Below are 12,050 nucleotides of genomic sequence, written 5' to 3'. Positions count from 1 at the left end.
CACGCCTGCGGAGGAGGATCAATGCGGGATGGAGGTGAGCTCGTCGAAGCCCAGCGCGAGATTGAGGTTCTGCATGGCCTGCGTCGCCGCGCCCTTGAGCAGATTGTCGAGCGTCGCCACGACCACGACACGTCCGTTGCCGGGCGCCATCGTGAACGCGCCGATCTGCGCGCCGTGGCGACCGGCGATGCGGCTGACCCACGGCGCATCGTCGATGACCTCGACCAGCGGTTCGTCGGCATATCGCGTCTCGAACAGCGCCTTGACCGCATCGCGCGACATCGGTGACGACAGCCACATGTTCACCGTCATCGTGATTCCACGGAAATGCGGCGCGACGTGCGGCATGAACTCGACAGGCAGCGCCAACTGCTTCGACACCTCCCGCTCGTGCACGTGATCGGTCAGCGCGTAAGGCATCAGGTTGTCGGCCAGCAGCTCGAGGTTGTTCTTGTCCGACGGGGTCGTGCCGGCGCCGGAATATCCGGAAACCCCGAAGCACTGCGGCGGACCGGCCAGCCGGCTCGCCAGCGGCGCGATCGCCAGCTGCATCGCGGTCGCATAGCAGCCGGGATTGCTGATCCGGCGCTGGCCGGCGTAGCGGCCGCGGGTGAGCTCCGGCAGTCCGTAGTACCAGCCTGCGTCGAAGCGGTAATCGGCCGACAGGTCGGCAATCACCGTGTCCGGCTTGGCCGCATCGATCGCGGCGACGAACGGCGCGGCCTTGCCATTGGGCAGCGCGAGGATCACCGCATCGGCACGCTTTGCCGCAACGGCATCGGCGTCGAGGTTCTCGAAACGCAGGTCGCCCTGCCACCCGTCGTTGTGGTCGGAGACGCGCTGGCCGCCCAGCTCGCGCGAGGACACGAATGCGAGCTCAAGGCCCGGATGCGCGGCGACGAGGCGGATCAGCTCCCGGCCGGTATGGCCGCGCGCGCCGACGATGCCGATGGTCTTCTTCTGGGTCATTGCAGTGCCCTCAACCGACCAGCGTCGGCACGCGCGCCGCGCAATGGGCGACGCAGCGCTGGATCTGTTCGAAGCCGTCGAGCCCGTACCAGAACACCTTCCACTTTTCCTGCTTGATGCAGCCGTCTGACTGGGCGTAGTAGAAAATGTTCACCGCGTTGTCGTGGCGCGACCGCCAGAACAGCTGCGGGGTCTCTTCGCGCATCACGTTCCATACCGCGCGCCCCAGGCCCTCGCCCTGCGCGTCGTCGAGCACCGCGAACTTGTCCAGGTACACCATCCCGTCGCCTTCGGTGAGGATCACCGCGGCGCGGTAGTTCTCGCTGACGTAGGCGCGCAGCAGCGGCGTGCGCTCGAAATAGTCCGGCGCGAGTTCGCGGCCGAAGCTCGATTCGATCAGCGACTTCAACCGCGCCAGATCCAGCCGGGACCATTCGGTCACCCGCAGCACCTGCTCGCCGCGGCGGACCAGGGTGCCCGAGCCCTTGTGCGTGAACAGCTCCTTGGCCAGGTCGGCCGGCCGCGTGATCGAGACCGACGACGCCATCGGCAACCCTTCGAGCAGTGCCTTGATCTGCTCGATCTTGACCTTCATGCCGCCATGCAGCCATGGCTGCTCGATCAGATGGTCGTACTCGGTGGACAGGTTGATCGAATCGATGACCTTGCCGTTGGCATCGAGCAGGCCACCGGTGCCGGTGAGGAAGATGATCTTGTAGGGCTGCAGTTCGCGCACGAGTTCGTTGGCGGCGAAGTCGGCGTTGATGTTGAGGATCTGTCCCGACGCGGTTTCGCCCAGGCTGGTGATCACCGGGATCGAACCGGCCTGCAGGCTGGCCTCGATGGGCGCGAGGTTCACTGCGTTCACTTCGCCGACCAGGCCGTAGGTCGCCTGGTCGAGATACGTCGCCTCGAATACACCGCCGGTGATCGAGGTTGCACGCGCGCCATTTCGCTGCAGGGCCTCGACCAGGCGCAGGTTCGCCGCCTGGAACACGCGGCGCACGATGGCCAGCGCCTCGGGCGTGGTCACGCGCAGGCCGTCGACGGTCTGCTTCTCGATGCCGGCCGCGGCAAGTTCGGCATCGAGCTGCGGGCCCGCGCCGTGCAGCACGATCGGGGTGAGGCCGACTTCCTGCAGGAACGACAGCGAGGACGTCAGGTCGTCGAGCTCGTCGCGCAGCACCGCGCCCCCGACCTTGACCACGGCGAAGCGCTTGGCGTCGAGCTGAGAGAAGCGCTTGAGGTACTGGCTGATCTCCTTCGCGCTGGCCATGCTCGAGAGCAGGCGCACGATGGTCTGGCGGGTCTGGACGTGGGTCGCGGGAATGTTCACGGGTCGGCTTGTGTGGATGGGACGGCGAATGGGGAAAAACAGGTCGGCCGGCTCAGGCCGGTGCGTTGATGATCCGGTGCACGGCGTCGGCGTAGCGCTGCAGTTGCGCCAAGGTGACGAACTCGTCGGCCGTGTGTGCCTGGGCGATGTCGCCCGGCCCGAACACGAACGCGGTGTAGCCACCCGCCGAGAACAGCGACGCCTCGGTCCAGAAATCGACCGCATTGCCGATCGGCAGATCGAAGGCATCGGCGATGTCGCGCGCGGCGAGGCGCCGCTCCTCGGCATTGGCAGCACTCCCATCGGAAGCCGCGCCGGACGGCAGGCTCGGCCCGCGGAAGGTCTCTTCGAAATGGGCGGCCTCGGGTTGGGCGAAGCCGGCGAATGTCGCCAGCAGGCCGTCGACATCCATCGACGGCAGCGGCCGGAACCCGAACCGAAGCTCGGCGGCCGGTGCGATGACGTTGCCCTTGATACCGCCCTCGACCCGGCCGATGTTGAAGCGCAGGCCGGTCAGCCCCCCGAAGCGCGCGTGGTCCAGCGATTCGACATGGTCCAGCGCACGGCCACCCCAACGCATCGCCTGATGCAGCGCGCTGGCCGCCGGATCCTGCTTGCCTGACGCATGGCCGGCGGTGCCGGCGAAGCGCATCAGCACCGAACTGATACCGCGATGCGCGAGCACGGCCTCGCAGTTCGTCGGCTCGGCCACGATCACCGCATCGAAGTCCAGCCGCCGGGCGAGGAACGCGGCGATGCAGCGCGGGTCATTGGCTTCCTCGTCGGACGAGAACAGCAATGCCGCATCGCCGTCACCGGCGTTGACCGCTGCAATCAGCGCCGCCGCGGCGCCTTTGATGTCGCAGACGCCCAGACCGACCACGCGATCTTCGAGGCGCCGCATCACGTGCGGATCGGCGCTCCAGTCGGGGGAGTCGGGGACGGTATCGAGGTGCACGTTGAACAGCACCTTCGGCGTCCCGCGTACCGCGTACAGGCTCACCGCGCCGGCGCCGTGGTCGATCACCTCGACCTCGAAGCCCGGCAGGCGGCTGCGGATGTAGTCGAAGATCCCGCCCTCGGCCGGAATCGCACGCGGCGGATTGCGGGTATCGAAGGACACCAGCTGTTGGAGGTGGTCGAGGGTGGTGGCGAGCAGATCGGTCATGGGTTCACGGAGTTCTGGACGGGTGAGTTCTTCTCCCTGCGGAGAAGGCGGCACGAAGGAGCGGATGAGCGTGCTCGGGCGCACGCGCCCTGAACGGCCGCGCGGCCCTCACCCCAACCCCTAGAGGGAGAGGGGCTCGACGCTCAGCGGTTGACCTGCGCGTACAGCGTCGAGCTCATGCCGAACAGCTTGATGAAGCCCTCGGCTTCTTCCACGCCCCAGTCCGCCGACTGCGCATACGTGGCGCCCTTGGCGTTGAGGATGTGCGGGGAGGTCACCGCCACCGCATCGACGCGGCCGCCGCGGGTTTCCAGCACCACTTCACCGGTGACTTTCGCCTGCGAGGAGGCGAGGAACGCCTCGATATCCGCCTTGAGCGGATCGTGGAAGAAGCCCTCGTAGACCAGCTCGGTCCACTTGCGCGCGACCTCGGGCTTGAAGCGGTTCTGCTGCTTGGTCAGCACGGTGTCTTCGAGCGCGCGGTGCGCGGCGAGCAATGAAACCAGGCCCGGCGCTTCGTACACGATGCGGCCCTTGAGGCCGATCACGGTGTCGCCGGTGTAGACGCCGCGGCCCACGCCGTAGGGCGCGAACAGTGCATTGAGCTTGGCCAGGATCTGCGCACCGGGCATCGTTTCGCCGTCGAGCGCGACCGCAGTGCCCTGCTCGAAACGGACCTTGACCTGCAACGGTGCCTCCGGCCATTCGGCGCGCGGCGCGCACCAGCCACGGGCACCCTCGCCCGGCGCTTCCCAACGGTCGATCTCGCCGCCCGACATCGTCAGGCCCAGCAGGTTCTCGTTGATGGTGTAGGCCTGCTGCTTGGCGCGCACGCCGAAGCCGCGCTCCTCCAGATAGGCCTGCTCGTAGGCGCGCGTCTGCGTATGTTCCTTCTGGATCTCGCGGATCGGCGCCACGATGCGGTAGTCGCCCTGCGCCTTGACCGCCAGATCGAACCGCACCTGGTCGTTGCCCATGCCGGTGCAGCCGTGCGCGATCGCGTTGGTGCCCAGCTCGGCGGCGCGCGCGAGCGCGGCATCGACGATCAGGTAGCGGTCCGACACCAGCAGCGGGTACTGGCCCTGGTAGGCCTCGCCGGCCCAGACGAAGGGCTTGACGAAGCCTTCCCAGATCGCGGGACCGCCATCGACGGTGACATGGCTGGCGACGCCCAGTTCGGCCGCGCGCTGTTCGATGAAGGCGCGCTCTTCGGCATCCACGCCGCCGGTGTCGGCGAAGACGGTATGCACCGTCCAGCCCTGCTCCTTGAGATAGGGAACGCAGAAGCTGGTGTCGAGGCCACCGGAGAAGGCGAGGACGATGTCGCGCGAGGTATTGACGCTGGTCATGGAGATGGTCCGTGGGGATGCGGAAAAATTCGGTTTCGGGTGCGGCGTGCGTCAGCGCATCAGGGTCGCCATGACCGCCTTCTGCACGTGCAGGCGGTTCTCGGCTTCGTTGATGGCGATGCATTGCGGTGAATCCATGACCGCATCGGTCGCCTTGACGTTGCGGCGCAGCGGCAGGCAGTGCGAGAACACGCCGTTGTTGGTCAGCGCCATCTTGGCCTCATCGACGATGAAGTGCCTGTACCGGTCGCGGATCGGCTTCTCCGGCGCCCAGTTGCCGAAGAACGGCAGCGCGCCCCAGCTCTTGGCGTACACCACATCCGCACCCGCATAGGCGCTTTCGATGTCGTGGCTGACCTGCAGCGAGCCCCCGCTCTCGGCCACGTTGGCTTCAGCCCAGTCCATGTAACGCTCGTCGAGCACGTAATCGGGCGTGGGGCACAGCAGGGTCACGTCCATGCCCATGCGCGTGGCGATGGTCAGCGCCGAGTTGGCGACCGCGGTGTTGAGCGGCTTGGGGTGATAGGTCCAGGTCAGCACGTACTTCTTGCCGCGCAGATCGGACGTGCCGAAATGCTCCTGCAGGGCCAGCGCGTGCGCGAGCTCCTGGCAGGGATGGGTGATGGTCTCCATGTTGATCACCGGCACCGGCGAGTAGTGCGCGAAGGCCCTGAGCACGCGGTCCTCGCGGTCGACCGACCAGTCGACGAACTTCGGGAACGCGCGCACGCCGATCATGTCGACGTAGCGGCCGAGCACTCGCGCGACCTCGGCGATGTGCTCCTCGGTGTCGCCGTCCATCACCGTGCCCAAGTCGAACTCGATCGGCCACGCGTCCTTGCCCGGCTGCAGCACGATGGCGTGGCCGCCGAGCTGGAAGGCGCCGAGTTCGAAGCTGGTGCGCGTGCGCATCGACGGATTGAAGAACACCAGCGCGATCGAACGTCCCTTGAGCGCGTCACCGAGCTTCTCGCGCTTGAAGCGCGCGGCGTCGGCCAGCAGGGCGTCGAGGTCGGGTCGGGACCAGTCCTGCGTGTTGAGGAAGTGTCGGATCGCGGTCATCGGGAATCTCGTGGAGGCGATGGAAGGAAGGATCGGTTGACGCGGCGGATCGGAGTTCCGGAAAACGAAAAAACCCGGCATCGGCCGGGTTTCTGCAGAACAGCTCGCACAAGCGACGCGCGTTCGATCAACCCGGGAAGATGTGGGCTTCCGGTCGACGCGCGCGCGAGGTCATGCCAGACGCCATACGGGCGGAGGTCAGGATGTCGGCGTCGGTGCGAAGGGCGTTCATGAGGCGCGCATCCTCGCACGCAGCGCGCTGCGCTGCAACCGCCACGACGCTGCGGTTCAACGTTCGCTGGCCGGCGGCACCACCGGCGTCACCGATACCCGCACGCGCAAGCGGTTGCCGGGGTCATAGGGCAACCGCGAGCGGTACTTGACGCCCTTGTGCACATAGTCGACGTCGTAGGCGATCGGCCGGCGGAACTCGCGCTCGATCGGCACCATGCGGCAATTGCCACCTGCCGAGCGGTCGACCTCTTCCACCAGATCCTCGTCCGAACGCAGCACGTCCTTGACCGCGCCCACCCAGCGCGCGACCCCGCGCCGCTGATCGTCGGCATTCACCGGGGTCGTCGCTTCGCAGCGCTCGACCATGCTGGTTGCGCGCAGGGTCTGGTAGACCGGCTCGGCGCGCAGCACCTGGGCATACTCCATCCGCGCATTTTCCGGGGGGGCGCCCTGCGCGAACGCGGGCGACGCACACGCCATCAGCACCGCCACGACAGGCAGTGCAGCGCTTGGGCAGAGGTGGGCGCGAAACGGATTGGACACCGGGCCAGTGTAGGCCGCCCCCCCGTCCCCGGGCTGAATCGGCGCTGTCGTGCGCCTGCCTGGCCGCAGCCGTGGCGCGCCAGCGAGCGCACCGGCGGAATCGGGCGCGGCGGCCCGACCGCCGGTAGAATCGTGCGGTTTCCCCGGCGAGCGCGACATGTCCCTGCATCTCTTCAACAGCCTCACGCGACGCGTCGAGCCGTTTGCGCCACTGGATCCCGCCTGCCCGACCATGTACGTCTGCGGACCCACGGTCTACAACTACGTGCATATCGGCAACGCGCGCGGACCGGTCGTGTTCGGCGTGCTGGCCGACCTCCTGCGGCGCCGGCATGGCGCGCTGAAGTACGCGCGCAACATCACCGACGTGGACGACAAGATCAATGCCGCCGCGCGCGAACAGGGCGTGCCGATCTCGACGATCACCGACCGTTTTGCCGCCGCCTACCGCGAGGACATGGCCTCGCTCGGAATCGCCCCGCCGGACATCGAACCCGCCGCCACGGCGCATATGGGCGAGATCATCGCGATGATCGAGCGCCTGATCGAAAGCGGCCACGCCTACGCCGCCGAGGGCCATGTGCTGTTCGCGGTCGGCAGCTTCGACGGCTACGGCAAGCTTTCGCGCCGCGACACCGAGGACATGCTCGCCGGCGCGCGCGTCGAGGTTGCGCCGTACAAGCGCGATCCGGGCGATTTCGTTCTGTGGAAACCCTCCACGCCCGACCTGCCCGGCTGGGAATCACCCTGGGGCACGGGCCGGCCCGGGTGGCACATCGAATGCTCGGCGATGGCCGCTGCGCATCTGGGCCCGACCATCGACATCCATGCCGGCGGCGTGGACCTGCAGTTCCCCCACCACGAGAACGAGATCGCGCAGAGCGAGTGCGCCCACGGCGGCGCGCCGTTCGCGAAGGTCTGGCTGCACAACGGCATGCTGACGTTTGCCGGCAGCAAGATGTCCAAGTCGATCGGCAACATCGAGCGGGTCCATGACCTGGTCCGCGCGCACCCGCCCGAAGCGCTGCGCTATGCCCTGCTGTCTGCGCATTACCGTCAGCCTCTGGACTGGTCGGACGGGCTGATCGAGCAGTCGGTGCGTACGCTCGACCGGCTCTACGGCACGCTGCGCGATCTGGGCGACGTCGACGCCGCGGCGCGCATTCCGGCCAGCATCGAAAGCGCGCTCGATGAGGACCTCAACACGCCGGCGGCGCTGGCCGAGCTGTCGCGCATCGCCGGCGAGGCGCGCAAGGCCAGCGACGCGTCGGCGCGCACGGCCCTCAAGGCCGAACTGCTGGGCGCCGGGCTCGCTCTGGGCCTGCTGCAGCAGGCGCCCGCAGACTGGTTCGCCCGGGGCGCCAGCGATGATGACGATGCGCGCATCCAGGCGTTGATCGACGAGCGCGTCGCCGCCAAGCAGGCCCGCGACTTCGCCCGCGCCGATGCAATCCGCGACCAGCTTGCGGCAGAGCGGATCGTGCTCGAGGACACGCCGCAGGGCGTGCGCTGGAAACGCGGCTGATCGGGTCTTCCGATCGCGCCACCCGGTACACGCCGGGTCACTGCGTGCGGTGACCATCCAGCGGCAGCTCCGCGAAACCCGGAACACACGCACCGCCAAAGTACGCGCCGGACAGCACACAGCCGGCGTTCCGCGCGCCGCCGCGTCGTCACGGCCCGCGCGACCTCGCCGTCGCCGTCGCCGTCGCCGAGCCACAAGGGACCGGACAGAAAAAGGCCCGCTTGCGCGGGCCTTTTCTGCATGGGGCAGGCGCTGCCGTCAGACGCGGCGGAACACCAGCGAGCCATTGGTGCCGCCGAAGCCGAACGAGTTCGACATGACGTAGTCGACCTGGTGCTCGCGCGCGGTGTGCGGCACGTAGTCGAGATCACAGCCGACGTCCGGCGTATCCAGATTGATGGTCGGCGGAATCACGCCCGTGTGCAGGGCCATGACCGAGAACACCGCCTCCACGCCACCGGCCGCACCGAGCAGGTGGCCGGTCATCGACTTGGTCGAGCTGACCATCACCTTCGATGCGTGCTCGCCGAGGACGCCCTTGATGCCCATCGTCTCGGCCAGGTCGCCGGCCGGGGTCGAGGTGCCGTGCGCATTGATGTAGCCGATCTGCGAGGGATCGATGCCGGCATCGTTGATCGCGGCGCGCATGCAACGCCCGCCACCCTCGCCGTTCTCGCTTGGCGCGGTCATGTGGTAGGCGTCACCGCTCATGCCGAAGCCCGCAAGCTCGGCGTAGATCCGCGCGCCACGCGCCTTCGCACGCTCGTACTCCTCCAGCACCAGCACGCCCGCACCGTCGCCCATGACGAAGCCGTCGCGGCCAACGTCCCACGGACGCGAGGCGCCGGTCGGATCATCGTTGCGCGTCGAAAGGGCCTTCATCGAACAGAAGCCGCCGACCGATGTCGGCGTGGTCGCGAACTCGGCGCCACCGGCCACCATCACATCGGCATCGCCGTACTGGATCATGCGCATCGCCAGGCCGATGTTGTGCGTGGCCGTCGTGCATGCGGTGACCGCGGCGATGTTCGGGCCCTTGGCACCGGTCATGATCGAGACCTGGCCGGAGATCATGTTGATGATCGTCGAAGGCACGTAGAACGGCGAGATCTTGCGCGGGCCGCCTTCGTGGTACTTGACCGCGGTTTCCTCGATGCCCTTGAGGCCGCCGATGCCCGCGCCGATCGCCACGCCGATGCGCTCGGCATCGGGCGACTGGCGGATATCGATGCCCGAATCGGCGATCGCCATCAGGCCACCGGCAACGCCGTAGTGGACGAAGGGGTCCATCTTCTTGACGTCCTTGGGCGCGATCCACTGGGTCGCATCGAAACCCTTCACTTCACCCGCGATGCGCGTGGCGAAGTTCGAAGCGTCGAAGTGGGTGATCGGGCCGATGCCCGAGCGGCCATTGACGATGCCGTCCCAGCTCGAAGCCAGGTCGTTGCCCAGTGGCGAGAGGATGCCGATGCCCGTGATGACGACGCGGCGCTTGGCCATTTTCAACTCCTGAGAAGTCGGTAGCGGCAGTGCTCGCCGCCAATACGCGCGAGGCCGCTAGGCGGCCTCGTGCTGGAACATGTCGGTCCGGCCGCAACGCGACCGGAACCGTGGCGCGACCCGCCAGCGGGGCGGGCAGACGCGCGCGGGCTCAGCCCTTGGCGTGCGCCTTGACGTAGTCGATCGCCTGCTGCACCGAGGTGATCTTCTCGGCTTCTTCGTCCGGAATCTCGCACTCGAATTCTTCTTCCAGCGCCATCACCAGCTCGACGGTGTCGAGGGAATCGGCACCGAGGTCGTCGACGAAGGAAGCGCTGTTGCTGACTTCTTCTTCCTTGACGCCCAGCTGCTCGATGACGATTTTCTTGACGCGCTCTTCGATGTTGCTCATGGGTCGTTTGCTCCGGGGAGGCGAGTTTCGGTGGATAGTGTAAGGGAAAGCCGGGCGATGGGCGTACCACCATCAAAGCCCTTGCCATTCAACGGCTTGCCCTCTGAATTAAAATGTCGGCGCAGCCCGTCTCAGGGCATGTACATACCGCCGTTGACGTGCAGGGTTTCGCCGGTGATGTAGGCCGCCGAGGGACCGGCCAGGAAGGCCACCGCCTGGGCGATGTCATCGGGTTCGCCAAGCCGGCCGAGCGCGATGCGTTCGGTCAGCGCGGCCTTGGATTCTTCCGGCAGGTCACGCGTCATGTCGGTGGCGATGAAGCCGGGCGCGACCACATTGACGGTGACCCCGCGCGAACCGATTTCCTTGGCCAGCGACTTCGAGAACGCGATGATCCCGGCCTTCGCCGCGGCGTAGTTGGACTGGCCGGCATTGCCGGTCACGCCGATCACCGAAGCGATGTTGATGATCCGGCCGCGGCGCGCCTTCATCATGCCGCGCATCACCGCCTTGCAGCTGCGGAAGACGCTGGTGAGGTTGGTATCGAGGATCGCCTGCCAGTCCTCCTCCTTCATTCGCATCAGCAGGTTGTCGCGGGTGATGCCGGCGTTGTTGACCAGGATGCTGATCGCGCCGAACTCCGCGGCGATCGCTTCGACCAGCGCTTCGATCGCGCCGGGCTCCGCCACATCCAGGACGCGGCCATGCCCGCCATGGGCGGCGAGCCGCTCACCGATCTTCGCGGCGCCCGCTTCGGTGGTCGCGGTACCGATCACGGTCGCGCCCTGCGCGGCCAGCGTGTCGGCGATTGCAGCGCCGATACCGCGGCTGGCGCCGGTGACGAGGACGATTTCGCCCGAGAGGGGGGTGTTCATGGGAGTTGCTCCAGAGGATTCGGTTCTACCGCGGCCGACCGGGCGCGCGCCGACGAGGATACCGGGCGCGCCGACACGCGCACCCGGTGCGACGGTTCAATCCGGGTCAGGCCGGCCAGTCGGCCAGTGCGGCGTCGAAGTCGTCCGGCGCGCCGAGGGCACGCGTCTCGATCGACTTGTCGATACGCTTCGTCAGGTTCGAGAGCACCTTGCCGGGCCCGCATTCGCCGATCCGCACCACTCCCCGCGAAGCCAGCGCTTCGATGCAACGCGTCCATTGCACCGGCAGATACAGCTGGCGCACCAGTGCGTCGCGGATCGCCACGGTGTTCTCGTGGACGATCGCGTCCACGTTCTGCACGACCGGCAATTGCGGCTCGCTCCAGGTCACCGTCGCCAGCGCCTCGCCGAGGCGGTCCGCGGCGTCGCGCATCAGCGGCGTGTGCGACGGCACGCTGACCGCGAGCTTCACGACCTTGCGCACGCCGCGTTCACCAAGCAACGCGATCGCACGATCGACCGCGGCGACGTGGCCGCCGATCACGATCTGGCCGGGAGAGTTGAAGTTGGCTGGCACGACGACCGACTCGTCCTCCGAGGCGTCGCGGCAGACCTCGTCCACGAACTCGTCCTCGGCGCCGATCACCGCCGCCATCGACCCGCTGCCGGCGGGCGCCGCGTCCTGCATCAGCTGCCCGCGCAGGCGCACCAGGCGCGCGGCATCGGTCAGCGAAAGAACACCTGCAGCGACGAGCGCGGTGTACTCGCCCAGACTGTGGCCCGCCAGCGCCGCCGGCGTCGCGCCGCCCTGCTCCAGCCACGCCCGCCACACGGCGACGCCGGCGGCGAGCAGCGCAGGCTGGGTGTACTCGGTCTGGTTGAGCTGCGTCTCCGGACCCTGCTGCGCGAGCGTCCACAGATCGACGCCCGCGCCTTCCGAGGCTTCGTTGAACGTGTCGACGACGATCGGATGATGCGCCGCGAGATCGCCGAGCATGCCGAGCGATTGCGAGCCCTGCCCCGGAAAGACGAATGCGAGTTGGGATGCGGTCACGCGCGTTTCCAGCCGTAGAACAGGCACCGATGATAAATGCCAAG

11 protein-coding genes are annotated in these 12,050 nt (G+C 67.6%); 1 reads left to right on the top strand and 10 read right to left on the bottom strand.

All coding sequences use genetic code 11. The annotated features are described in order from the left end of the window. Nucleotides 1-18: 18 nt before the first annotated feature. From argC to EGK76_RS08370, 6 genes are all read right to left on the bottom strand, one after another. A complete protein-coding gene (argC, locus tag EGK76_RS08395) occupies nt 19-969 on the bottom strand; it encodes an N-acetyl-gamma-glutamyl-phosphate reductase (RefSeq protein WP_123832309.1) in 951 nt (316 codons plus the stop codon). A gap of 10 nt (nt 970-979) precedes the next feature. Beyond that, nucleotides 980-2,305 carry an acetylglutamate kinase gene (locus EGK76_RS08390; protein WP_096297765.1) on the bottom strand — a complete coding sequence of 442 codons (1,326 nt, stop codon included), beginning with the start codon at nt 2,303-2,305 and terminating at the stop codon, nt 980-982. A gap of 52 nt (nt 2,306-2,357) precedes the next feature. Further along, the gene (locus EGK76_RS08385; RefSeq protein ID WP_123832308.1) at nt 2,358-3,473 is read right to left on the bottom strand and encodes an acetylornithine deacetylase; all 1,116 of its coding nucleotides are present in this window, start codon (nt 3,471-3,473) and stop codon (nt 2,358-2,360) included. Between the two features lie 143 nt (nt 3,474-3,616). Then, on the bottom strand, nt 3,617-4,822 hold the full coding sequence (locus EGK76_RS08380; protein ID WP_096297761.1) for an argininosuccinate synthase: 1,206 nt from the start codon (nt 4,820-4,822) through the stop codon (nt 3,617-3,619). A 51-nt stretch (nt 4,823-4,873) separates the two neighbouring features. Then, nucleotides 4,874-5,884, bottom strand: a complete 1,011-nt coding sequence (locus EGK76_RS08375) for an N-acetylornithine carbamoyltransferase (protein ID WP_096297759.1) — start codon at nt 5,882-5,884, stop codon at nt 4,874-4,876. A 288-nt stretch (nt 5,885-6,172) separates the two neighbouring features. Continuing rightward, nucleotides 6,173-6,544, bottom strand: coding sequence for a hypothetical protein (locus EGK76_RS08370; RefSeq protein ID WP_342744057.1), 372 nt, complete (start codon nt 6,542-6,544; stop codon nt 6,173-6,175). A 274-nt stretch (nt 6,545-6,818) separates the two neighbouring features. Between EGK76_RS08370 and cysS the strand changes: the two genes are divergently transcribed. After that, nucleotides 6,819-8,186, top strand: coding sequence for a cysteine--tRNA ligase (gene cysS / locus EGK76_RS08365; RefSeq protein WP_123832307.1), 1,368 nt, complete (start codon nt 6,819-6,821; stop codon nt 8,184-8,186). A gap of 258 nt (nt 8,187-8,444) precedes the next feature. On the opposite strand, the gene fabF is transcribed toward cysS, so the two are convergent. From fabF to fabD, 4 genes are all read right to left on the bottom strand, one after another. Continuing rightward, nucleotides 8,445-9,686 (bottom strand): beta-ketoacyl-ACP synthase II, encoded by a 1,242-nt coding sequence (fabF, locus tag EGK76_RS08360; protein WP_096297755.1) that lies wholly within the window; start codon nt 9,684-9,686, stop codon nt 8,445-8,447. Between the two features lie 151 nt (nt 9,687-9,837). Next, nucleotides 9,838-10,077, bottom strand: coding sequence for an acyl carrier protein (gene acpP / locus EGK76_RS08355; RefSeq protein ID WP_096297753.1), 240 nt, complete (start codon nt 10,075-10,077; stop codon nt 9,838-9,840). A 131-nt stretch (nt 10,078-10,208) separates the two neighbouring features. Further along, nucleotides 10,209-10,952 carry a 3-oxoacyl-ACP reductase FabG gene (gene fabG, locus EGK76_RS08350; RefSeq protein WP_123832306.1) on the bottom strand — a complete coding sequence of 248 codons (744 nt, stop codon included), beginning with the start codon at nt 10,950-10,952 and terminating at the stop codon, nt 10,209-10,211. A gap of 106 nt (nt 10,953-11,058) precedes the next feature. Further along, complete coding sequence (fabD, locus tag EGK76_RS08345) at nt 11,059-12,006, bottom strand: ACP S-malonyltransferase (RefSeq protein WP_123832305.1); 948 nt, start codon at nt 12,004-12,006, stop codon at nt 11,059-11,061. Nucleotides 12,007-12,050: the final 44 nt, after the last annotated feature.

It is taken from the genome of Luteimonas sp. 100069 (assembly GCF_003813845.1).
Lineage (GTDB): Bacteria > Pseudomonadota > Gammaproteobacteria > Xanthomonadales > Xanthomonadaceae > Luteimonas > Luteimonas chenhongjianii.
This window is presented reverse-complemented; position numbering and strand designations above follow the sequence as displayed.